22 protein-coding genes and 1 tRNA gene are annotated in these 22591 nt (G+C 45.7%); 16 read left to right on the plus strand and 7 right to left on the minus strand.

Features of this window, described 5'->3' with window-relative positions:
* From GTQ38_RS18465 to bla, 5 genes are all read right to left on the minus strand, one after another.
* Complete coding sequence (locus tag GTQ38_RS18465) at nt 1-483, minus strand: (2Fe-2S)-binding protein (protein ID WP_161437040.1); 483 nt, start codon at nt 481-483, stop codon at nt 1-3.
* An 18-nt stretch (nt 484-501) separates the two neighbouring features.
* Nucleotides 502-1113, minus strand: coding sequence for a hypothetical protein (locus tag GTQ38_RS18470; RefSeq protein ID WP_161437041.1), 612 nt, complete (start codon nt 1111-1113; stop codon nt 502-504).
* A gap of 94 nt (nt 1114-1207) precedes the next feature.
* Nucleotides 1208-1726: a TetR/AcrR family transcriptional regulator gene (locus GTQ38_RS18475; RefSeq protein ID WP_161437042.1), complete on the minus strand. Its 519-nt coding sequence runs from the start codon at nt 1724-1726 to the stop codon at nt 1208-1210.
* Between the two features lie 48 nt (nt 1727-1774).
* Nucleotides 1775-3391 carry an alkaline phosphatase D family protein gene (locus tag GTQ38_RS18480; protein ID WP_238858027.1) on the minus strand — a complete coding sequence of 539 codons (1617 nt, stop codon included), beginning with the start codon at nt 3389-3391 and terminating at the stop codon, nt 1775-1777.
* A gap of 37 nt (nt 3392-3428) precedes the next feature.
* Entirely contained in the window at nt 3429-4238 is an 810-nt protein-coding gene (gene bla / locus GTQ38_RS18485; protein ID WP_161437043.1) for a subclass B1 metallo-beta-lactamase, read from the minus strand.
* Between bla and GTQ38_RS18490 the strand changes: the two genes are divergently transcribed.
* On the plus strand, nt 4221-4604 hold the full coding sequence (locus GTQ38_RS18490; protein ID WP_161437044.1) for a GTPase: 384 nt from the start codon (nt 4221-4223) through the stop codon (nt 4602-4604). The genes bla and GTQ38_RS18490 overlap by 18 nt on opposite strands.
* Here GTQ38_RS18490 and yihA read toward each other — a convergent pair.
* Both yihA and GTQ38_RS18500 read right to left on the minus strand, forming a co-directional pair.
* The gene (yihA, locus tag GTQ38_RS18495; protein WP_161437045.1) at nt 4601-5221 is read right to left on the minus strand and encodes a ribosome biogenesis GTP-binding protein YihA/YsxC; all 621 of its coding nucleotides are present in this window, start codon (nt 5219-5221) and stop codon (nt 4601-4603) included. The two genes, GTQ38_RS18490 and yihA, sit on opposite strands and share 4 nt — an antisense overlap.
* 13 nt (nt 5222-5234) lie before the next feature.
* Nucleotides 5235-5999, minus strand: a complete 765-nt coding sequence (locus GTQ38_RS18500; protein ID WP_161437046.1) for an alpha/beta fold hydrolase — start codon at nt 5997-5999, stop codon at nt 5235-5237.
* A gap of 272 nt (nt 6000-6271) precedes the next feature.
* On the opposite strand from GTQ38_RS18500, the gene mraZ reads away from it, so the two are divergent.
* From mraZ to GTQ38_RS18575, 15 genes are all read left to right on the plus strand, one after another.
* On the plus strand, nt 6272-6736 hold the full coding sequence (gene mraZ / locus GTQ38_RS18505) for a division/cell wall cluster transcriptional repressor MraZ (protein ID WP_161437047.1): 465 nt from the start codon (nt 6272-6274) through the stop codon (nt 6734-6736).
* A complete protein-coding gene (gene rsmH / locus GTQ38_RS18510; protein WP_161437048.1) occupies nt 6717-7619 on the plus strand; it encodes a 16S rRNA (cytosine(1402)-N(4))-methyltransferase RsmH in 903 nt (300 codons plus the stop codon). Before mraZ ends, rsmH begins: the two co-directional genes overlap by 20 nt.
* A 15-nt stretch (nt 7620-7634) precedes the next feature.
* Nucleotides 7635-7955 carry an FtsL-like putative cell division protein gene (locus GTQ38_RS18515; RefSeq protein WP_161437049.1) on the plus strand — a complete coding sequence of 107 codons (321 nt, stop codon included), beginning with the start codon at nt 7635-7637 and terminating at the stop codon, nt 7953-7955.
* Nucleotides 7956-9962: a penicillin-binding protein gene (locus tag GTQ38_RS18520; protein WP_161437050.1), complete on the plus strand. Its 2007-nt coding sequence runs from the start codon at nt 7956-7958 to the stop codon at nt 9960-9962. It abuts the gene before it with no gap.
* Entirely contained in the window at nt 9959-11422 is a 1464-nt protein-coding gene (locus tag GTQ38_RS18525; RefSeq protein ID WP_161437051.1) for a UDP-N-acetylmuramoyl-L-alanyl-D-glutamate--2,6-diaminopimelate ligase, read from the plus strand. Before GTQ38_RS18520 ends, GTQ38_RS18525 begins: the two co-directional genes overlap by 4 nt.
* A 15-nt stretch (nt 11423-11437) precedes the next feature.
* Nucleotides 11438-12658: a phospho-N-acetylmuramoyl-pentapeptide-transferase gene (gene mraY, locus GTQ38_RS18530; RefSeq protein ID WP_161437052.1), complete on the plus strand. Its 1221-nt coding sequence runs from the start codon at nt 11438-11440 to the stop codon at nt 12656-12658.
* Nucleotides 12659-13993, plus strand: a complete 1335-nt coding sequence (gene murD, locus GTQ38_RS18535; RefSeq protein WP_161437053.1) for a UDP-N-acetylmuramoyl-L-alanine--D-glutamate ligase — start codon at nt 12659-12661, stop codon at nt 13991-13993. It begins immediately after the preceding gene.
* Entirely contained in the window at nt 13990-15195 is a 1206-nt protein-coding gene (locus tag GTQ38_RS18540) for an FtsW/RodA/SpoVE family cell cycle protein (protein ID WP_238858029.1), read from the plus strand. The genes murD and GTQ38_RS18540 overlap by 4 nt, the downstream gene beginning before the upstream one ends.
* Nucleotides 15182-16276: an undecaprenyldiphospho-muramoylpentapeptide beta-N-acetylglucosaminyltransferase gene (gene murG, locus GTQ38_RS18545; RefSeq protein ID WP_161437054.1), complete on the plus strand. Its 1095-nt coding sequence runs from the start codon at nt 15182-15184 to the stop codon at nt 16274-16276. The genes GTQ38_RS18540 and murG overlap by 14 nt, the downstream gene beginning before the upstream one ends.
* Nucleotides 16276-17628 (plus strand): UDP-N-acetylmuramate--L-alanine ligase, encoded by a 1353-nt coding sequence (murC, locus tag GTQ38_RS18550; RefSeq protein ID WP_161437055.1) that lies wholly within the window; start codon nt 16276-16278, stop codon nt 17626-17628. Before murG ends, murC begins: the two co-directional genes overlap by 1 nt.
* Nucleotides 17618-18337, plus strand: a complete 720-nt coding sequence (locus GTQ38_RS18555) for a cell division protein FtsQ/DivIB (RefSeq protein WP_161437056.1) — start codon at nt 17618-17620, stop codon at nt 18335-18337. Before murC ends, GTQ38_RS18555 begins: the two co-directional genes overlap by 11 nt.
* Before the next feature lie 7 nt (nt 18338-18344).
* The gene (gene ftsA, locus GTQ38_RS18560; RefSeq protein WP_161437057.1) at nt 18345-19661 is read left to right on the plus strand and encodes a cell division protein FtsA; all 1317 of its coding nucleotides are present in this window, start codon (nt 18345-18347) and stop codon (nt 19659-19661) included.
* Between the two features lie 45 nt (nt 19662-19706).
* Complete coding sequence (gene ftsZ, locus GTQ38_RS18565; RefSeq protein ID WP_161437058.1) at nt 19707-21635, plus strand: cell division protein FtsZ; 1929 nt, start codon at nt 19707-19709, stop codon at nt 21633-21635.
* A 102-nt stretch (nt 21636-21737) separates the two neighbouring features.
* Nucleotides 21738-22187 (plus strand): GatB/YqeY domain-containing protein, encoded by a 450-nt coding sequence (locus tag GTQ38_RS18570; RefSeq protein ID WP_161437059.1) that lies wholly within the window; start codon nt 21738-21740, stop codon nt 22185-22187.
* 92 nt (nt 22188-22279) lie between these two features.
* A tRNA-Arg gene (locus GTQ38_RS18575) sits at nt 22280-22353 on the plus strand.
* Nucleotides 22354-22591: the final 238 nt, after the last annotated feature.

Below are 22591 nucleotides of genomic sequence, written 5' to 3' on the forward strand. Positions count from 1 at the left end.
CTAAGGGATTTTCCGGGCCGCTTCCTTTTGCAGTTCCGCGGCCTTGTATATAGCCTTGCGCATGCGATAATAGGTTGCACAGCGGCAAATATTTATAATATTATTATCTATATCCTCATCTGTTGGTTGTGGGATTTTCTCCAGCATGGCGGCTGCGGCCATCATAAATCCTGGCTGGCAGTAGCCACATTGCGGAACTACCTCCTCTATCCATGCCTGTTGTACAGGATGCGGGTTTGCTTCGGATCCCAGGCCTTCAATGGTAGTGATCTCCTTTCCCTCCGCGAATTTTACGGCATAGGAACAAGAACGCACTGCCTCACCATTCACGTGTATCGTACAGGCGCCACAGGCGGCCTTCCCACAGCCAAATTTGGTGCCCTTGAGGTCCAGGACATCCCGGATAATCCACAGAAGAGGGGTATTGCCATCCGCTACTTCCACGGTTTGCGGGCTTTTGTTCAACTTAAAAGATATTTTCATTTGCTCAGATTATCGGATTTACTCTTCAGGAATTATCGCACCACTATCAAACCAGGCTTTTACGGCTGTTATATAGGCTTCTTTGGGTACCGGGGGTTTCTCCCTGGGTCTACCCTCCGCGTCTACGCCTGGTTCCCAGGCCCATAGTACGAGTTCGTGTTCCGTAAGGTGATGCATTATGTCTTCGTGAGATCTGTTCCCGTTTCTAGCGCGATCCAGCATGCTTTTTGCGATTTCCGTCCTGCTCAGACCCTCCCATTGCATACTCATTGGAGCCAGGGACCATTCCGGGGCTCCCGGGACTCCGGAAAAGGAATTGTTTTCTGCCTGGTGGCAGGTATTACAGCGTACGGCCGGCATTCCGTGATTGTCTGTCCCTCTTAATACACCAAAACGATGTGGATGACTATCTTCTCCCTGCTTCGGTGAATTGTCCGAAGGGTGGCAATTCACACAACGTTTGTGAGTAAGCACAGCCATCATTTGATCAAAAGCTTCAGAGTCCGTGAGCGGTGCCTCTTCCTGCTCCTCCGGGACCGGCGTATACTCCGATTCAGCTATGGGGTAGGCCATTGCCAAAACCAGGATGGTGACAAATAAAAAGGTCAATGAGGCCAGATATTTTCTCATGTTTATCGGGCTTATAAACAAGTGAGTGAGTGATCACTCATGTCTTTTGGATATTTAAAATGTACGAAAATTTTGATACACTAGCAAATCTGCTTTAACCGTATTTACGGATCAGGAATTGTTTTAATGACATTTGCGCTTCTTTACCATCCCGCAGAATGGTCGTGGAGATCCCTTCAATAATATGACTAAGAATTTCCGCTTCTTTTTTTGGAGACTTATAGTCCAGTTGCGAAAATGACCAGCTCAGTTTGTTGATCAGCGGTTGCATTTTGTTATCCTCAGAATAATCCGTTTCCCACTTGAGCTTGAACAGTAGTTTCCAAAACGGATATTCTTTAGCGGGAATTTCAAAAGGCAGGCTGATGGCCATCCGTATGGCCTTTTTGGGGTCTGCCTGAAGGATGATAGGGGCAAAGAGGTTGATCGTTCGTTCACCGGCCTGCACTTTTATGGCGTCCAACAAACCCTTCTTACTCTTGTAATGACGAAAAATGAGACCTTCGGACACACCGGCCTTTTCAGCGATCCTACGTGTAGAAACGGCCGTGTAACCTTCGGAAGCGAACAGCTCCAGGGCAGTATTCAGGATTTTCTCTTTTTTACTGATCATAAATAGTGAGTAAGTACTTACTTTTGCTGTTTGCTTATGATCCGTCTATCAGGGATCGAGGGATACCGTTATTGGCCAACCTTCAAATTGAGCGGCATCTTCATTTCGTACATCCACATTCCTCGGCCAGCATTCAAAAGTTACCTCCCTGTTCGATTTCTGAAAACGGATCAAACCATAACCGCCCCCTTTGGAAGGGCTTTCAGGATTTACATAGGCCCACATACTGATCCTGTTTTCAAAACCATCCCTGTAGTCACCAGTCCAGGGTAAATTCGTATTCACATTAGGGTTGGTACCTGCCCGCTCGTCTTCAGGCCACCACCATCTGCTATAGTAATCGTTTACTATCGCCGGAACCACAAAAGCCCATGGCCCGTCCCTGAACTCGTCAATACCGTGTTGTATTACCGTCGCCAGGTGTTGATCTCCGGCAATATGTACGGCATTCGCTTTTTTGATAAGGCGCAAGGCCTTGTTTCTTCCTGTTTGTGGCCAGCCATTGGAATCCAGGTCGGCATGTAGCCTGTTATCCAGGGAACCGTGAATATGCGCCCCGCCACAGAAGCCGGTTTGAGATAAAACGGCCTTGATCAGCGCGGTATCCCGCGATCCCCAATCGTCCAGGAACTTGAGCTGTCTTTCTCCTAAAAGTGTCAGTCCGGGCAAATCGATAGAAGCGGGATCGTATTCCGGGTTTCTTATGTGGTCTGGTCTGGGACCTTGCTGTGGAATCTTTCCTTCAGGGCCGGATTTAAACTTTCGGTCTTCTATAACGGCAAAATCAACGCCCCCGATTTCCAGATTCGTAAAGTAGACCCCAATACTGCGGTTGATGGGCTCCGGATCATAAGGGTCCGGGAGATGCGCCGTCTGGCATCGTTCAACCATTTTTACATATTCCGGATGGTATTTGTAACCCCCGTCAGGACTTCCTGCGCTTACTGATACCTTGCCGTTTTCTCCCCAGAGATTGCCCTGTCCTATATCGTGATCATCCGGAATGCTTACACATGGCCTGTTCCTGAAGGTTTCACGGAACTGCAGTCCAAACTTGAGCCAGGCAGCCGTATGTTCCGTATGGTCATAGGATTGATCGCCGGCAAAAAAGATCAGGTCCGGGTCCTGGTAGTTAATATTCCTGACATAGTTTTCCCGCATACCCCTATCCTTGTTGGAGTTGCAGGAAAGCGCTGCCAGTACGATCTCGTCCTTGTTTATGGGATCTTTACGTATAAGGCCTTCATAGTAGGCCTTTGGCCCGTGCAGAATACGGTATTTTACATCTTTGGAGTGGTCCCAGTCCGCGATCCGGAACAAAGCGCTCCATCCAAGTTCATTCACTGCCTTACTTTGAATTTCCTCCCATTGCCCATCCTTCCAGAGGGCTAATCGCACTTCGCGGGTCTCTTCGGGATATAGCGGATAAAGCTGTGCGGACAATTTAAGGACACCCTTATGTACGGTATAAAGTCCGAAAGCCACCACGCTGTCTCGATTTACGTTAAGGTCTATTATCTCGTTCCCCGGACGATTCCACCAATCATTCGTGGCAAGAGTGTCCAGCTCTGTAAACGGGGCTTTTAAAAAGTTTTTGTCATTTGTTTGTTTTTCCTGACAACACAGGAATAAGCATAGGAGTACTAACAGCGTAATGTTTCGCATGGAGAATCGGCTTTTAAACAGAAAGATACTAATAATGTCAGTCCAGCGAAAAAAGTTGATAGGTATAATCCAGTAATTCGGTGCCCCCGGCCTTACCATGTCCCGGAACCACTATTTCTATTTCCGGGAATTTTCTTTTGATCGCTTCGATGGTCCGGCTCCATTGTTCGGTATTAGCGTCTGCAAGGTTGCCCTTTTGGGCATTTAATGATTTTACCATACAGCCACCAAACAACAGCTTCTCCTCCGGGATGTAACTTACAATATTGTCCTTGCTATGGGCCTCTCCGGGATGGACATTGATGATGGTTTTATCCCCGACCTGAAGTTCCAGGGTCCCGGAAAAACCATGAATTGGAACAACTTCCGACCCTTCAGCCGCTAATTTTATGGTCGCTTCATTGGCGTAGGAGGGAACATCCAGCTCATGAAAGGCCTTTAGTCCACCCAGGCAGTCATTGTGAAAGTGATTGATCACTACCGCGGATATCTCGGCCCCGAGGTCCTTGGTAATCCATCGGATCAATTCCTGTGTACTCGGAATATTTGGTGGGGTATCCATTACTACTGCTTTTCTGTCGTTGACATAGACGAGGCCATTGCAGGCCACTTTTCCGTAACCAGGCGCATACAGGTAAGATATGTGTATAAAACTCTTAGAGCTTAGAGGTACAATTTTTATTTGTTCAAGATTGTAAGCCTCTCCAACATTCGCGGACTTACATGCTGAGAGGATCAGCAGGAGGCAGCATACAATGGGACAGATAGCCTTTTGAATACAATGTATTAATTTACGTCTGGGATAAAGAGACACAGGAATACAGTTTATATGGAATACGAAGATCATAAAAAACTCTTATTTGTTTACAACGCGGATTCGGGAATCCGAAATGCCATTTTAGACAGTGCGCATAAAATTCTGAGCCCGGCTACCTATGATTGTAATCTGTGTGATATTACCTTCGGCATCTTTTCGGAGAACAAAGAATGGAAGGAATTCCGCGAAAGCAGCGAGCTGAAGATGGAGTTCCTTCACCGGGACGAATACCGCAAGCAGTACGCTTCAAAATTCGGACCCAAGTTTACTTTTCCGATCGTTTTGTTTGATGACGGGCAGGAATTATCCGTCTTGCTGGGTACGGACAGCATAAACCAACTGCAATCCGCTGAAGAACTGATCACTGCATTGCAGCAAAGCCTGGCCGGTGCTTAAACCGGACTACCCGAATCGAAAAATTGCCGGTTTAGTTCTGAGATATAGCTCAAAAGCTCATCCCTGCCTGTGCCTTTAGTGGAGGACGTAACAAAAGATGAGGGGACTTCCTCCCAAACATCCTGAAGCAATGCATTTTGGTATTGATCCACTTTAGTGGCTACTACTGCCGGCTTAAGTTTATCTGCTTTGGTGAATACAATACAAAAGGGTATCATATTTTCTCCTAGCCATTGCATGAACTCCAGATCTATTTTTTGGGGTTCGTGCCGGATGTCAATCAGGACAAATGCGCATACCAACTGACGGCGTCTTCTAAAATAATCCGTGATATACTTCTGAAAGGTTTTTTTTGCTTTCTTGGAGACCCTGGCGTAACCATAACCCGGCAGATCTACCAGGAACCAATTGCCGTTTATTTTAAAATGATTGATCAGTTGTGTTTTTCCAGGCCTTCCGGAGGTTTTGGCCAGGTTCTTTCTTTGGGTCAACATATTGATCAAGGAAGACTTTCCCACGTTAGACCTTCCTATGAATGCATATTCCGGTAAGGGTTCTTTAGGGCAGCTCTCCACTTTGGAGTTGCTCATAACAAAGTCTGCCGACTTTATCTTCATGTCCCGAGTGAGATTAGAAATTTCGCTTCTTAAGCCAGGCCTCCAGAATGGTATTGAAATCGTCCGGATGTTCCATCATTGGGGCGTGGCCACATTTTGGTATCCAAAAGAGTTCTGAATCCGGTAGTAGTTCGTGGAATTCTTCCGCTACATTAGGAGGAGTAACATTATCGTTTTCGCCCCAAATGATGCAGGTAGGAGTTTGCATATGAGGCAGGTCTTTTGACATATTATGGCGGATGGCACTTTTAGCTATGGACAGGGTTTTTACCAGTTTCATACGGTCATTTACCGTCGCAAAAACCTCATCGACGATCTCCTTGGTAGCCACGGCAGGATCGTAAAAAACGTCCTGTGCTTTTTTCTTTATGAATTCGTAGTCTCCGCGCTTCGGGTACCCATCGCCCATGGCACTTTCGTACAGACCTGAACTTCCGGTGATGACCAGGGCTTTTACCATTTCCGGATAAAGTTTGGTATGTAGGAGACCTATATGTCCTCCCAAAGAATTTCCGAGTAGTATAACATCCTTAAGACCTTTGTATTCGATGAATTTTTCAAGAAATTTTGCAAAATTCTTGACGTTGGTCTTTAACATGGGCATATCGTAGATCGGTAGCTCGGGCACAAGCACCTTATATCCCCTTTCTGGAAAATAGTCCGTTACCCCGTGAAAATTACTCAGGCCGCCCATGAGTCCATGCAGTATAATCATCGGAGTACCCTCTCCTACCTCAATATACCTGTATTTTCCGTCGGCAATTAATTTTTCTTCCATTTAAGGTTAGCTTGTGGCTATCAGTTGGCAAATATAGGCATTTCCGAATAATACTAATACCTTTGTGAGTATCAAGGTTTCCTTTAATAAAAGGGATTTCCAAAGCTGTCATGGCTTCTTTTACCACTAACATCCGAGGCTATTTTAAAGGCATTTCTTCAGGCTGAAGCCTCTAAATCCGCTAAAATTATCAACAAAGTGGTAATTTGTGGTAAATAGTGGTAATAAATTCTCTATATTTGAGTTTATAATTGAGAACCAGCCAATTTCAGGTGACAAATTTTATAGGGACATACGATTGCAAAGCCGATGTCAAGGGACGGGTTATGATACCTGTTACCTTGAAAAATCAAATGGCCCCTGTTCTCAACAAGGGCTTTGTTATTAAACGGTCGGTTTTCCAACCCTGCCTGGAGTTATACCCCATGGATGAATGGAATCTGCTCATGCAGAAAATGAATAAGAAAAACAGGTTCAAGAAAAAGAACAATGATTTCATTCGAAGGTTTTCTGCCGGAGTAAAGCCTATCGAGATCGATGGTACAGGTCGTCTTTTGATCCCCAAAAACCTGATGTCTGTTGCCGGAATAACCAAGGAAGTCGTCCTCAGTTCAGCGATTAACATCATTGAGATTTGGGACAAGGATAGTTATGAAAAGGTCCTGGAAGAAACCGCCGAGAATTTTGCGGAGTTAGCAGAAGAGGTAATGGGCGACGATGGAGACGAACTATCATAATCCGGTGCTTTTGAAGGAGTCTGTAGATGGACTCGATATCAAAAAAGATGGAATATATGTGGATGTCACTTTCGGAGGTGGTGGACATTCCAAAGAAATACTAAGCAGATTGGGCCCGGAAGGTCGCCTTATCGCTTTTGATCAGGATGAGGAGGCGTTGGAAAACAAGCTGGAGGACGACAGGTTTACGCTGATCAATGAAAACTTCCGGTACATCAAAAGGTTTTTAAAGTTCTATGGCATTTTGAAGGTTGATGGCATCCTGGCAGATTTCGGTGTATCCTCCCACCAGTTTGATATTGCTGAAAGAGGGTTTTCAACTCGTTTCGACGCTGAGCTGGATATGCGGATGAGCAAGCGAACTGAGCTTACCGCATATGAGGTGGTAAATACCTACTCTCACGAAGCGCTGCGGAAACTACTCTTCAGATATGGAGAGTTGAGGAATGCCGGTAGTATAGCTCAAAGGATAGTACAAGAAAGAGGCAAATCTCCTATATCCACCACGGCAAGGCTCAAAGAAGTACTGGATCCTTTACTTCCAAAGGCCAGGTCCCATAAGATCCTGGCGCAGATCTATCAGGCCATCCGGATCGAGGTAAATCAGGAGCTGGTCGTTATCGAGGAATTTCTGCTTCAAACCCCGGAGCTGGTAAAACAAGGTGGCAGGTTAAGCATCATCAGTTACCATTCCCTGGAAGACCGACTGGTAAAACGCTTTATACGCGCGGGTCAATTCGAAGGGGAACCGGAAAAGGATTTTTACGGAAATGTGGAGGTTCCTTTCAAAAAAATAGGGGGATTGATCACACCATCAGCCGAAGAGATTGCAAAAAATAATCGTGCTCGCAGTGCAAGATTGCGAATAGCTATCAGGATATAAAGAATTACGAACAGAATGAAAAAAGGTTTTTTAGACATTTTAAAAGGGAAGTTCCTTGTAAGTGGAGACGCGCCTAAGAACTGGCTGTTCATCATTTTCGCTTCAGGCCTCGCCACTGTTATGATTGCAAGTTCGCACAGTGCCGATAAGAAAGTGCACCAGGTAGCGGCCCTGAGTGAGGAAGTCAAGGAATTGAAAAACGAATTTGTGGATGTACGCTCAGATCTTCAAAGATTGAAACTGGAATCCAAGATCACGGAAATACTCAAGGAAGACGAGTTGTATCCCTCGGAAACACCACCAAAAAAAATTAAAGTAAAATCCAATAAGGAATAAGTGGCTATCACTGAAAAGAACATATTGACCCGTTTGTACGTCGTAGCCGCTTGCCTCTTCCTTTTTGCAATAGCCGTCGGGATAAAGCTGGTAACTATTCAGTTGGTTCATGGAGATAAATACAAGGAAATCGCCATGCAACGAACCGAAAAGATGTTTACCATCCAACCCAACCGCGGAAATCTATACTCAGACGACGGCAGCTTGCTGGCTACTTCAGTATCCAGGTATACCATACGTTTTGACGCGGTCACTGTTAATGGCGAAGCCTTTGAATCCCATGTTGGGCCACTTTCCAGGGCTCTGGGGGATCTTTTAGGGAAATCTTCGGAACATTATGAAAATGTCTTGCGCAAAGCCAGGGCCAACCAGAACCGCTACGCCCTTATAGCAAGAAACCTGGATTACTCAGAATACATGCAGGTTAAGGACTTCCCGCTTTTCAGAGAAGGACCGTATAAAGGCGGACTCATAGTAGAGCAAAAAACCGTAAGGGAACATCCTCTGGGAAAGATCGCTGAACGCAGTGTGGGCTATGAGCGATTTGATGAGAACGGCTATGCCACCCGTGTAGGGCTGGAAGGCGCCTTTGGTGATTATTTAAGGGGAATTGAAGGTAAACGGCTCAAGCAGAGGATTGCCAAGGGGCAATGGAAACCTATAGGCTTAAACAATATTGTTGAACCCAAGGATGGCTATGATGTGGTTTCGACCATTGATATCAATATTCAGGATATCGCCCATCACGCCTTGTTGGGTCAGTTGGAGAAATACAAGGCAGACCATGGCTGTGTTATTGTCATGGAAACCGCTACCGGTGAAATAAAGGCGATATCCAACCTGGGAAGAACGTCGGAAGGCAAATACTATGAGCGCCTTAACTACGCTATTGGAGAATCTCACGAACCTGGCTCAACCTTCAAGCTGATGTCTTTGGTTGCCGCCCTGGAAGACGAGGTAATTGATACCAGTGCTGTTATAGATACCGAAAAGGGCCGGTGGCGAATTTACGATCGAATAGTGAGGGATTCCAAACACGGAGGATATGGCAAAATCTCAGTCTCTGAGGCATTTGAGGTTTCATCCAACACCGCTTTCGCGAAAATCATCCACAATAGTTATAAGGAGAATCCCGAGGCCTTTGTAGACCGTCTTATGAAAATGGGCTTGCATCAGGAACTTGGCATGCCTATTAAGGGTGAAGGCAAGCCGGTAATACGATATCCGGGAGATAAAGGCTGGTCCGGAATATCCCTGGCCTGGATGTCCCATGGCTACGAAGTTTCATTAACGCCATTGCAAACCCTGGCCTTTTACAATGCCATTGCCAATAACGGCGAATTGCTGAGGCCCAGGCTGATAAAAGAGGTTAAGGAAGGCTACAAGACTATTCACAAGTTCGACAAGGAAGTACTGGATCCTGCCATTTGTTCCCAAAAAACCGTTGACCAGGTAAAGCAGCTACTCAAAAACGTAGTGGAAAGCGAAAGAGGTACGGGGCACAAGCTCTATTCCCCTAATTTTTCAATGGCTGGCAAAACTGGTACAGCTCAAAAGAACTATGTCACCAAGGATCCGGATAAGCTCAGGTATATCTCCACTTTCGCGGGTTACTTCCCCGCCGAGAATCCTAAATATTCCTGTATTGTGGTAATCCATGAGCCCGATAAAAGCGTGGGCTACTACGGTGCTGATGTTTCCGGACCGGTCTTTAAATCGGTGGCACAAAAAATATATGCTAATAACCCCCTTATAGACGAGGTGGAATCACTGCAACCCGCTACAGGAGATTTGGAAACGGAGTACGAGCGCTACTATGCGGAAGCGCGGAAGGAACATAACGAGATCCCCAATGTAAAAGGTATGAGCGGTATGGATGCGGTGTCCATCCTGGAGAATCTGGGACTGGAAGTTGAGGTGAGAGGAAATGGTAAAGTTAAAAAGCAGTCTGTTCCGAGAGGCACAGATCTGAAACGAGTTAAAAAAATTGTTTTGCATTTATCTTGAAAGTCCTTAAAGACATATTATTCGGTGTGGGTTTGAGCGCGGTAAGCGGGCCAACCGGTATTGAGATCAAATCCATTTGTTTTGATTCCCGGGAGGTAGGTAAGGGTGATGTATTTGTTGCCGTGAGGGGTGTTGTAACGGACGGGCACAAGTTCATAGCCAATGCGATAAGTTCCGGTGCGATCGCTATCGTGTGCGAAGAGCTTCCGGAGCAGATCGAGGACGGGGTCACCTATATTGAGGTACGGGACGCTCAGAGCGCCCTGGCCATCATGGCTTCCAATTACTTTGATAATCCTTCTAAAAACCTCAAGCTGGTCGGGGTTACCGGAACGAACGGGAAGACAACAGTGAGCAGCCTGCTTTACCAGCTTTTCAAGAAGGCCGGTTATAAAGTAGGCCTTATTTCTACTATTAAGGTCATGGTGGACGATGAGGAGCATCAAACCAGCCATACTACTCCCGACGCCATCACCATAAACAAACACCTGTACACTATGAACGAAGCAGGGGTTGAATTCTGCTTCATGGAAGTGAGTTCCCATGGGATCCATCAAAAAAGGACCCAGGGTCTTTATTTTGAAGGGGCCATTTTTACCAATATCTCCCATGACCACCTGGACTATCACAAGACCTTCAAGGAGTACAGGGATACCAAGAAGAAATTGTTTGACGAGCTTTCTAAAAAGGCCTTTGCCCTAAGTAATATAGACGACAAGAATGGCCTGGTGATGTTGCAGAATACCAAGGCCAAAAAATACACCTTCGGACTTCGGACCTATGCCGATTATCGTGCACAGGTCCTTGAAAACCAATTTAACGGCCAACTTCTCAAGATTGAAGAAAACGAACTTTGGACCAAACTGATAGGAAGATTTAACGCGTATAACATCCTTGCCATTTATGCTACCGCAGACCTTTTGGGGCTGGAAAAGCTGGAAATTCTCCGTTTGCTGAGCGAACTGGAGAATGTAGATGGCAGGTTCCAATATTATATCTCCAAGGAGAGAATAACGGCTATTGTTGATTATGCCCATACGCCGGACGCCTTAAAAAATGTACTTGATACAATCAATGCATTGAGGACTGGAAATGAAAACGTCATCACCGTAGTGGGGTGTGGTGGTGATCGTGACAAGTCTAAGCGTCCGGTAATGGGTCATATCGCATCGGAGATGAGCAACAAGGCCATTTTTACCTCGGATAACCCAAGAACTGAGCCCCCGAACGCCATCATAGAAGAGATGGAAGCTGGTGTGGAGCCTCAAAATTCCAACAAGGTACTGGCAATTGAGAACCGCAAACAGGCCATAAAAACAGCCTGCCAACTTGCAGCTGCCAACGATATCATCCTGGTAGCCGGGAAGGGACATGAGACCTACCAGGAAACCAATGGTAAACGAGTAGACTTTGACGATTTTAAAATTGTTAAGGAAGTACTGACAAGCTTAAACAAATAACTGGTAGAATAAAATATGCTGACCTATCTCTTTGAATATTTGGAAAAACAATACCAGTTTCCCGGAGCTACCCTGTTCCAGTTCCTCACTTTCCGGGCGGCCATGGCGGTTCTGCTATCCCTCATTTTGGCTACGGTATACGGAAAACGGGTAATTCTTTTTCTCAGGAGCAGGCAAATTGGGGAAACGGTCCGTGACCTGGGCCTGGAAGGGCAGCAACAAAAATCAGGAACACCAACTATGGGAGGGATCATTATCATCCTCTCTACGCTGATACCGGTATTGCTCTTTGCCCGACTGGACAATATATATGTGCTCCTACTGATCGTCACTACCATTTGGATGGGGATCATCGGTTTTATTGACGATTACATTAAGATTTTCAGGAAGAACAAAAAAGGACTTAAGGGCAGATTCAAAGTTTTGGGGCAGGTTGTGCTTGGCCTCATGGTGGGTGCTACGCTGTACTTTCATCCGGAGGTCACCATGAAGGAGAAGAACAAAACCATTATAACTGAACAGTACACGGTAGAAGAGGTTGAGGGACTGGAGATCAAATCCACCAAAACCAATGTGCCCTTCTTTAAAAACAATGAACTGGATTATTCTTCGCTGATCTCCTGGATGGGAGAAGGAGCGGAAAAGTATGCCTGGTTGTTATTTATTCCTATTGTGATCTTCATTGTTACGGCCGTGTCCAACGGCGCTAATCTCACGGATGGGATAGACGGCCTGGCTGCGGGCACTTCAGCTATAATCGTACTCACCCTGGGGATCTTCGCCTGGGTTTCGGGTAACATCATTTTCTCCGACTATCTGGACATTTTCTTTATCCCAAGGGCAGGTGAACTCGTGGTTTTTATCGCTGCTTTTGTGGGGTCTCTGGTTGGTTTTTTGTGGTATAACGCTTTTCCCGCCCAGGTTTTTATGGGAGATACCGGTAGTCTGACGATAGGAGGTGTAATTGCGGTTATCGCGCTGATCGTACGAAAGGAATTATTAATACCGCTTTTGTGCGGGATATTTTTTGCGGAATCGCTTTCCGTGATGATTCAGGTAAGCTACTTCCGGTTTACCCGGAAAAAATACGGCGAAGGCAGAAGGGTTTTCCTCATGTCTCCCCTGCATCATCATTACCAGAAAAAAGGATATCACGAGAGTAAAATAGTCACAAGGTTCTGGATCATAGGCATTTTACTGGCTATAGTTACCATAGTGACCCTGAAGGTAAGGTAGATGGAAAGGTTGGTCATTCTGGGAGGGGGCGAAAGTGGAGTAGGGACGGCCATACTTGGAAAAAAAGAAGGCTTTGAGGTCTTTGTTTCCGACAATGGCGAAATAAAAAAAAAGTATAAGGACGTTCTTGAACATTTTGAGATTGATTGGGAAGAACAAGGCCATAGCGAGGCTGAGATCCTCAATGCGGACCTGGTCATGAAAAGTCCGGGCATACCGGATACCGTTCCCCTGGTGAAGCAGCTAAATGAGCTTGGAACACCGGTGATTTCCGAAATAGAGTTTGCTTCCAGGTATACGGATGCGACCATAGTTGGCATAACAGGCAGCAACGGCAAAACCACTACCACCATGCTAACCTATCACATCCTTAGCGAAGGAGGATTGCATGTGGGGATGGCCGGCAATATCGGGGACAGTTTTGCCAGGATGGTAGCCGAAAACTCCTATGATTTCTACGTTTTGGAGATCAGTAGTTTTCAGCTCGACGGTATTGACGGTTTCAGGCCACACATTGCGATGATCACCAATATTACACCGGATCACCTGGACCGATACGCTTACGTCTTTGAGAATTACGTAGCCGCAAAATTCCGCATCGCGGAAAATCAGACCTCAGAAGACTATCTGATTTACGACGCGGATGACCCGGTGATCACAGCATGGTTAAAGAAACACCCAGTCAATCCAGGATTACTGCCCTTCTCACTTGAGAAAGAGATTGAAGAAGGAGCAGATGTTGAAAATGACGAGATCAGCATCAAAACAGCTAATAAGACAACGACGATGAAAACGGAATCATTGGCCTTACAGGGCAAACACAATTTGAAGAACACCATGGCAGCGGCTACAGCAGCTACCTTACTGGGTATCCGAAAGGAAACCATCAGGGCCAGTGTTGCCAATTTTCAAGGGGCCCCACACAGGCTGGAAAAGGTTCTGAAAATTCATCACGTACAATACATCAATGATTCTAAGGCAACGAACGTCAATGCTACCTATTATGCTCTTGACAGCATGAGCACACCTACCGTATGGATCGTGGGAGGCGTGGATAAGGGCAATGACTATAAAGAATTAATGCCCCTGGTAAGAGAAAAGGTCAAAGCCATAGTTTGCCTGGGTCTGGACAATAGCAAGATAAAAGAAGCCTTTGGCAATGTGGTAGAGCTTTTGGTGGAGACTTATGCCATGAGTGAGGCAGTTAAGGTAGCCTACAAGATAGCTGAAAGAGGTGACACTGTTTTACTGTCCCCCGCATGTGCAAGCTTTGATCTGTTTAACAATTATGAGGATCGTGGGAACCAATTTAAGGAAGCAATAAAGAATCTATGAGGATAACAGCCTTTTTAAGAAATATAAAAGGCGACAAAGCCATTTGGGGAGTCGTGGCGCTTTTAGCGCTATTCTCCTTTTTGCCCGTATACAGCGCCAGCAGCAATCTGGTCTATGTGGTGGGTACAGGGACCACTATGGGGCATCTGGTAAAACACGGCTTGTTATTGTTCCTCGGTTTTGGGATCATTTACGGAATTCACCGCATCCCAACTCATTTTTTCAAAGGCCTGTCCATTATCGCTATGCCGGTAGTTCTGGTTTTGTTGATATATACCCTGGCCCAGGGTACCACGATAGACGGAGCGAATGCCAGTAGATGGATAAGGCTACCCCTGGTTGGATTTACTTTTCAAACCTCCAACCTCGCTGCCGTGGTGCTCATGATCTACGTGGCCAGATACCTGACCAAGATCAAGGACCGGCAAATCAGTTTTAAGGAAAGTATATTACCGCTATGGGTACCCGTTGCCCTGGTAATCGCGCTTATTCTACCCGCGAATTTCTCTACCGCTGCCATTCTCTTTTTTATGGTATTGGTATTGTGTTTCCTGGGAGGATATCCCCTTAAATACCTTTTTAGCATGGTGGCTGCAGGTATACTTGCTTTAACGCTTTTTGTGCTTACAGCCAAAGCCGCTCCGGATCTTTTTCCAAACCGGGTGGATACCTGGATAAGCAGGGTGGAGAGCTTTTGGGATCCTGCGGATACGGAGGCAGATTATCAGATAGAAAAAGCAAAGATCGCTATAGCAAGCGGCGGATTGGTGGGTAACGGAGCCGGCAAGAGCGTTATGAAGAATTTCCTGCCGCAGAGTTCGTCGGACTTTATATATGCGATCATTATTGAAGAATACGGTCTGATAGGAGGTTTTGCCCTGTTGTTCTTTTATCTGCTACTACTGTTTAGGATAGTGGTAGTGGCGAACAGCAACCAGACCATTTTTGGAAAACTCCTGGTAGTGGGTGTGGGGCTTCCTATTGTGTTTCAGGCATTGATCAATATGGCAGTGGCCGTAGAGCTCTTCCCAGTAACAGGGCAGACCTTGCCACTGATCAGCAGCGGGGGGACTTCGATATGGATGACATGCCTGGCCATAGGAATTGTGTTGAGTGCCAGTAGAAATAACGGACTTCCCGAAAAAGCCAGGGAAGAAATGGACGAGTCTAACCCTTTAGAAGTCTTGAGTGGCCAACTATAGGTTTATACTGTCCGGAGGAGGAACAGGCGGACATATTTATCCCGCCATCGCTATTGCCAACGAACTGAAGGCAAGGCATAAGGAAGCGGAATTCCTGTTCGTCGGGGCTAAAGACAGGATGGAAATGGAAAAGGTACCCCAGGCGGGTTACCGTATTGAAGGATTATGGATTAGCGGATTGCAGAGGAAACTGACCTTAAAGAACCTGATGTTTCCTTTAAAAGTAATAAGCAGCTTAATGAAAGCGAGAAAAATTGTATCGAGGTTTAAACCGGACATCGTCATCGGAACCGGAGGTTATGCAAGTGGCCCGGTTTTGCGGGTTGCCGGTAGCCGAAAGATCCCATATGTGTTGCAGGAACAGAATTCTTTTGCCGGGATCACCAACAAACTACTCGCTAAAAAGGCCTCTAAGATTTTTGTTGCCTATGACGGGATGGAGCAATTCTTCCCTGCGGAAAAGATCTCAAAGACCGGGAATCCGGTTCGCGCTAAGTTGGTGAGTTCTGAAAGCGGCAAAGAGACCGCAGCGGACTTTTTTGGACTAGATCCTAATAAAACCATTGTGCTGATCATTGGAGGTAGTCTTGGCGCCCGGAAGATCAACATGCTCATAGAAGAAAAGCTGTCCTATTTTGAAAAGGAGGGAGTACAACTCATATGGCAATGCGGGAAATTGTATTACGAGGAATACAAAAAATACGACAGCGCTTCGGTAAAGGTGTTTGATTTTCTGAATCGAATGGACCTGACCTATGCAGCAGCAGATATAATTATCTCCAGGGCGGGGGCAGGATCCGTATCGGAACTCTGTATTGTGGGCAAACCGGTACTGTTTATTCCTTCTCCCAACGTGGCTGAAGATCATCAGACCAAAAATGCCCAGGCCTTGGTAGATAAGGATGCAGCTTTAATGATCAGTGAAAAGGAACTTCAGGCCGAATTTGAAGAACGCTTTTCAGCCTTGCTGGGGTCACCAGAGGAGATGACGAAGTTGAGTGCTAACATCAAACTGTTGGCAAGACCTGAAGCTACCCGCAGGATTGCGGATGAAATTGAAAAAATACTAAGCAGCAAGTAATGCGTATTGCAGATATACATAGGGTTTATTTCATCGGTATAGGTGGGATAGGTATGTCTGCCCTGGCACGATACTTTGTACTGCTGGGGAAAGAGGTATGCGGTTATGACAAAACCGAGACCCCTTTGACCAGGGAACTCTCAGATCTTGGCATGTCCATCCATTACAATGAGGATATTGAGGAGATCCCTGTTGAGTTCAGGGATACGGCACATACCCTGGTGGTCTATACCCCTGCGGTACCTGACTCACATTCAGAGTTGGTGTATTTCCGGGATAAAGGATTTGATATCAAAAAACGTTCGGAAGTACTGGGGATCATTACAAAGGATACCTTTTGTTTTGCTGTTGCCGGAACCCATGGTAAGACTACCACTTCCAGTATACTGGCACACCTGCTCAGGGAAACGAATACACCCTTAACGGCCTTTCTGGGGGGTATCTCTGAAGACTTTAACAGCAACTTCCTTTTTGAAGGTGATCAATACACCGTGGTAGAAGCGGATGAGTTTGATCGCTCTTTTCTGCGTTTGTCACCGGATATAGCCTGTATTACCTCAGTAGATGCTGATCATTTGGACATATATGGAGATCACCAAAGCCTGATGCAGTCCTTCAGGGATTTTATTGGGAAATTAAAACCGGAAGGAAAACTTTTTATCCGCAATGGCCTGCCTTTCAAGGGTATAACCTATGGTATTGAGGATGATTCCGACTACTGCATTCGGAATTTAAGAATAGAACATGGCACCTACATATTCGATCTGGGAACCCCCGAAACATTGCTTAAAGGGGTGAAATTTAACAAGCCAGGACGGCATAACCTGCTGAATGGCCTTGTGGCTTTTGCAATGGCGGTACAGACCGGTGCCCCACCGTACCGCCTTGCTCAGGCCTTAGAAAATTTCAAGGGCGTACAGCGGCGTTTCTCTTACAAGATCAAAGAAGAAGAACTGGTTTTTATTGATGATTATGCCCATCACCCCACGGAAATTGATGCGGTTTACGACGCCATTGCGGAAATGCACCCTGGAAAAAAGGTGGTCGCCGTCTTCCAACCTCATCTCTTTTCACGCACCAAGGATTTTGCTGATGATTTTGCGAGAAGCCTGCAGCGTTTTGATGTGGTTTTGCTGTTGGATATCTATCCGGCAAGAGAAGAACCCTTGCCAGGGATAAGTTCGGACTGGTTACTTGAAAAAATACAGAATCCCAGAAAAAAATTGATCAAAAAAACAAATATGATCCAGGAAATAAAGCAGGAAAATCCCGAGGTATTAGTAACCATGGGAGCAGGCGATATCGGACTGGAAATAACTCGAATACAAAGTGAACTTGAAGATGCGATTTAATTGGAATATCATAAAACTATTTGTTTTAATAATCTGTATTACAGGTCTTTATGCTTTTTCTAACAAGCGAAATGCGGAACGAGCCGTACACGGTATCACTGTAAGGTTCGTTGGGGCGGAGAACCTTTATCTGACTGAGGTAATGGTTAATAAATTGTTAATACAAAATTACGGAGGCCTCCGAAATGTGCCCAAAGAAAAATTAGTTTTGAATACTATAGAAAAGGTCATTGAGACCAATGAAATGGTGAAAAGTGCCCAAGTTTATCTTACTATAAATGGAGAACTTACATCTAAAATTGTTCAGCGGCAACCAATCGGAAGAATAGAGGGGAATTCAAAATTTTACCTTGATGAGGAAGGCAAACGCATGCCTCTATCCGAAAATCATTCCGCCAGGGTCCCAATAATTACCGGAAAAATCACCGGAAAAAGCCTTGAGGATGTGTATGTGATTTTAAAGCACATCAATGAGGATGATTTTTTACGGAAAAACGTGATCGGGATCCATATTGAGGACGATGAGAAATATCAATTGAAATTCCGATTGGAAAATTTCGTGGTCAACCTGGGAGATGTAGAGGATTTGGACAAGAAGTTCAACAATTTTAAAGCCTTTTACGCCAAGGCCACAAAGGACAAAACATTGGAGGATTATCAAATAGTAAGCTTGGAATTTAATAATCAGGTCGTCTGTACCAAAATTTAGATCGCATATGGAACAAGGCAAATATTCTGTAGGATTAGATATAGGCACAACGAAAATCGTAGCCATAATCGGTAAGGAGAACGAATACGGCAAAATTGAGGTTTTGGGTATTGGTAGGTCTAAGAGTTTAGGCGTTCACCGGGGTGTGGTCAATAATATCACCCAAACCATAAAATCCATTCAGCAGGCCGTTGAGATGGCCGAAGGGAATTCCGGTCTAAAAATAAGTTCTGTAGTGGTTGGTATCGCCGGGCAGCATATCCGCAGCCTGCAGCACAGCGACTATATCACCAGGGCCAACTCGGAAGAAGTGATCAATGAAGACGACCTGGATAAATTGTGCAACCAGGTGTACAAACTGGTGATGCTTCCGGGAGAGGAGATCATACATGTATTGCCACAGGAATACAAAGTAGACGGGCAAGCGGAGATCAAACAACCTATAGGGATGTACGGAGGTAGACTTGAAGCCAACTTCCATGTGGTAGTGGGTCAGGTATCCTCTATCAAAAATATAGGGCGTTGCATCAAGAGTGCCGGCCTGGATCTGGGCAATATCACCCTGGAACCCCTTGCTTCATCAGATGCGGTGCTCAGCCAGGAAGAAAAGGAAGCCGGTGTAGCGCTGATAGATATAGGAGGAGGTACCACGGACCTGGCCATTTTTAAGGACGGGATCATCAGGCATACCGCGGTAATCCCTTTCGGGGGAAATGTCATCACTGAGGATATCAAGGAAGGCTGTTCCATCATAGAAAAACAGGCTGAACTCCTCAAAATGAAATTCGGATCTGCATGGCCAGGAGAGAACAAGGATAATGAGATCGTATCTATTCCCGGACTTCGTGGAAGGGAGCCTAAGGAAATCACCCTGAAAAACCTGTCGAAAATTATACACGCCCGGGTTGTGGAGATCGTGGAACAAGTATATGTGGAGATCAAGAACTACGGTCATGAAGAACAGAAAAAGAAGCTTATCGCCGGGATCGTACTAACGGGAGGAGGAAGCCAGTTGAAACACCTGAAACAATTGGTGGAATACATCACCGGAATGGATACCAGGATCGGCTACCCCAACGAGCACCTTGCCGGTGACTCGGATGTAGAGATCGCAAGCCCTATGTATGCAACGGCCGTTGGGCTGCTGATGAATGCCATAGAAAATAAACACAAACAAAAGCAATTAGAGGAAGAAGAACTGGCGGAGAAGGAGTTGGTCCTTGAAGGTCCTTTAGAGAACTCCAATCCACAGAAAAAAGAGCGCAAATCTGTCTTTGATAAATGGTCCGAGAAGTTGAAAGACTTTTTAGATAACGCAGAATAACCCCATTAACTTATAAGTTCAACAATAATCAGTAACAAAATAGACATGAGCAAGAACTCCGAATTTGACAGTATAGCCTTTGATTTACCTAAGAATCAAAGCAATGTAATTAAAGTGATCGGCGTAGGCGGTGGCGGAAGTAATGCCATCAACCACATGTTCCAGGCGGGAATAAACGGAGTGGATTTCGTGATATGCAATACGGACGCGCAGGCGCTGCAGAACAGTCCGGTCCCTATTAAAATCCAGTTAGGCGTTTCCCTTACCGAAGGTCTTGGAGCAGGGGCCAATCCTGAAGTTGGAGAGCAGGCTGCCCTGGAGAGTATGGAAGAGATCAAGCGTATGCTGGACACCTCTACCAAAATGATCTTCATCACCGCCGGAATGGGAGGCGGAACCGGCACAGGAGCTGCTCCCATAATCGCTAAGCAGGCCAAGGAAATGGACGTGCTTACCGTAGGGATCGTTACCATGCCTTTCCAGTTTGAAGGTAAGAACCGCTGTAAGCAGGCGCAGATAGGAATAGAAAAATTGAGGGCAAATGTAGACTCCCTTATCGTTATCAACAACAACAAACTGCGGGAGGTGTACGGCAACTTAGGTTTCAAAGCCGGTTTCTCCAAAGCGGATGAGGTACTGGCCACGGCAGCCAGGGGAATCGCCGAGGTGATAACCCACCACTATACTCAGAATATTGACCTTAGGGATGCGAAGACCGTACTGTCCAACAGTGGAACTGCTATTATGGGCTCTTCCATTGCCGCCGGCTCTTCCAGGGCGCAGGAAGCCATAATGAAAGCCCTGGATTCTCCCTTGCTGAATGATAATAAGATCACCGGGGCCAAGAACGTATTGTTACTGATCGTTTCAGGATCTCAGGAGATCACCATAGATGAGATTGGTGAGATCAATGATCATATCCAGGTAGAAGCCGGACATGGGGCCAATATCATTATGGGAGTAGGAGAAGATGAAAACCTTGGTGAGGCTATAGCCGTGACAGTTATAGCAACGGGTTTTAATGTGGATCAGCAGGACGATATTGTAAATACGGAGACCAAGAAGATCATCCATACGCTGGAAGACGAGCAGAAAGCGGTTCAAGACCTTACGGAAAAGCCTATTGTACATCATTTAGTAACTGAAGAAGAGGAAGTTTTTGAGCCGGTTGTTAAGCACGACCTGGAAAAGGAAGAAGAGGTAGAACTTATCCCGACTACGAATTTCATCCGGAATTTCAATGTGTTTTACGAAGAAGTGGTGGCCGAAGAGGTTGCTGAGGATGAGTTCATCATCATAGATTCTAAAGACACTCTGAACGATATAGAGGTGGTAGACCCGATCGTGGTCACTTCTATGCAGGAAGAGAAGGATCAGATGGCTTTTAGTTTTGATATGCCCCTATCATCCAGGGAGCAAGAACTGGAAGAAGAAAAGGAAAATGTGATAACCTTCAATCTTGACGAGGAAGTGATGGACCTGGATGTGAAAGACCATATTGAGGTAGTACCTGTATTGGAATACAAGAAGGAAGGGGAGACTCGCTACAGTCTGGACGACTATATGGAACTGGAAAGCAAGCTTACCGGGGCCAAATCCAAGGCAGAAGGCTACGAACCAAAGATCGTGGAAGATGAGTTGGTCTTTGAGAAGAAAACCTTGAGCGAGGAGGGCAATGCAGAACCTAAGGCTGCAAATGAAGAGGTTGATCCGATGAACAGCTCCATCGAAGAGCTTTTGAAAGAAAGGGCTGATGAAAGAAGGCGAAAACTTAAGGACTTTAATTACAAATTTCAGAATGGCGTCAGTAATATTGACGAAATAGAAAAGGAGCCTGCGTATAAACGGCAGGGCGTAGATCTCAATGAAAACCCTAACGAAGGAAAGGTTTCTAAAACCTCACTTGGCGAAGACAGTAACGGGGATATGCAATTGCGTTCCAACAACTCCTTTTTGCACGGAAATGTGGATTAGCCAGTTTTTGATATAGTCCCCCCAAACCGAGTTTAAACCTGGAAACCTAACTGAGTTTTCAGGTTTATTTTTTTATCTTCGCCTCGCTAAAATCAAGGTGTTATGGGTTTACAACAACAGGTAATGGAAGAAATGAAAGCGGCGATGAAATCTAAGGATACCGTTGCTTTGGAATCACTCCGGGCTATAAAATCTGCTCTGCTACTTGCACAAACCGAAAAGGGTGCCGGTGATGGACTATCTGAAGCGGATGAGGTAAAACTGGTTCAGAAACTGGTGAAGCAACGCAGGGATAGTGCAGCTATTTTCAAAGAGCAGGGCAGGGAAGACCTCGCGGCCCCGGAACTGGCACAGGCAGAAGTAATTGCTAAATTCTTACCCGAGCAGCTTACCGAAGAGGAAATAGAGAAAGTAGTTGTCCAGACTATAGATGATATTGGGGCAAGTGGCATGCAGGACATGGGAAAAGTAATGGGGATTGTTACCAAGGAATTGGCCGGACAGGCAGACGGGAAAACAATCTCAGCCATCGTTCGTAGCAAATTGGCATAGACGCTTAGGATACGGAAAAAAGAAATACGAATTGAGGGCATTTTATTCGCCCTGGAAAGTTCTTTTTGCGTAAATTGCGCTCGCTAAAATCGGGCCGCGTAGTTCAACTGGATAGAATATCAGATTTCGGCTCTGAGGGTTGGGGGTTCGAATCCTCCCGCGGTCACGAATAAATAGATCAATAAGAAAAAACGCCAAGCTTGCTTGAGCGTTTTTTTGTTTGGTCTATTTTCAAAGCGGAGCTTTGAGGATCACGAGTGAAACGAGTAATCCTCACATAAAATGAAATTCTATCAGGGCAGATCAAGGCAACTAAGAGCATGGTGAAGGCATGCGGCTTTGCATTTTCAAAGCGGAGCTTTGAGGATCACGAGTGAAACGAGTAATCCTCACATAAAATGAAA

It is taken from the genome of Poritiphilus flavus (assembly GCF_009901585.1).
Taxonomy (GTDB): Bacteria; Bacteroidota; Bacteroidia; order Flavobacteriales; family Flavobacteriaceae; genus Poritiphilus; species Poritiphilus flavus.

What these genes read in the sequence shown, in the direction of transcription:
- GTQ38_RS18555 (WP_161437056.1), top strand. Translation starts at nt 17,618, where the DNA reads ATGCGATTTAATTGGAATATCATAAAACTATTTGTTTTAATAATCTGT.
- GTQ38_RS18470 (WP_161437041.1), bottom strand. Translation starts at nt 1,113, where the DNA reads ATGAGAAAATATCTGGCCTCATTGACCTTTTTATTTGTCACCATCCTG.
- murD (WP_161437053.1), top strand. Translation starts at nt 12,659, where the DNA reads ATGGAAAGGTTGGTCATTCTGGGAGGGGGCGAAAGTGGAGTAGGGACG.
- GTQ38_RS18490 (WP_161437044.1), top strand. Translation starts at nt 4,221, where the DNA reads ATGGAATACGAAGATCATAAAAAACTCTTATTTGTTTACAACGCGGAT.
- ftsZ (WP_161437058.1), top strand. Translation starts at nt 19,707, where the DNA reads ATGAGCAAGAACTCCGAATTTGACAGTATAGCCTTTGATTTACCTAAG.
- mraY (WP_161437052.1), top strand. Translation starts at nt 11,438, where the DNA reads ATGCTGACCTATCTCTTTGAATATTTGGAAAAACAATACCAGTTTCCC.
- GTQ38_RS18515 (WP_161437049.1), top strand. Translation starts at nt 7,635, where the DNA reads ATGAAAAAAGGTTTTTTAGACATTTTAAAAGGGAAGTTCCTTGTAAGT.
- GTQ38_RS18475 (WP_161437042.1), bottom strand. Translation starts at nt 1,726, where the DNA reads ATGATCAGTAAAAAAGAGAAAATCCTGAATACTGCCCTGGAGCTGTTC.
- rsmH (WP_161437048.1), top strand. Translation starts at nt 6,717, where the DNA reads ATGGAGACGAACTATCATAATCCGGTGCTTTTGAAGGAGTCTGTAGAT.
- GTQ38_RS18500 (WP_161437046.1), bottom strand. Translation starts at nt 5,999, where the DNA reads ATGGAAGAAAAATTAATTGCCGACGGAAAATACAGGTATATTGAGGTA.
- yihA (WP_161437045.1), bottom strand. Translation starts at nt 5,221, where the DNA reads ATGAAGATAAAGTCGGCAGACTTTGTTATGAGCAACTCCAAAGTGGAG.
- ftsA (WP_161437057.1), top strand. Translation starts at nt 18,345, where the DNA reads ATGGAACAAGGCAAATATTCTGTAGGATTAGATATAGGCACAACGAAA.
- murC (WP_161437055.1), top strand. Translation starts at nt 16,276, where the DNA reads ATGCGTATTGCAGATATACATAGGGTTTATTTCATCGGTATAGGTGGG.
- GTQ38_RS18540 (WP_238858029.1), top strand. Translation starts at nt 13,990, where the DNA reads ATGAGGATAACAGCCTTTTTAAGAAATATAAAAGGCGACAAAGCCATT.
- bla (WP_161437043.1), bottom strand. Translation starts at nt 4,238, where the DNA reads ATGATCTTCGTATTCCATATAAACTGTATTCCTGTGTCTCTTTATCCC.
- GTQ38_RS18465 (WP_161437040.1), bottom strand. Translation starts at nt 483, where the DNA reads ATGAAAATATCTTTTAAGTTGAACAAAAGCCCGCAAACCGTGGAAGTA.
- GTQ38_RS18480 (WP_238858027.1), bottom strand. Translation starts at nt 3,391, where the DNA reads ATGCGAAACATTACGCTGTTAGTACTCCTATGCTTATTCCTGTGTTGT.
- GTQ38_RS18570 (WP_161437059.1), top strand. Translation starts at nt 21,738, where the DNA reads ATGGGTTTACAACAACAGGTAATGGAAGAAATGAAAGCGGCGATGAAA.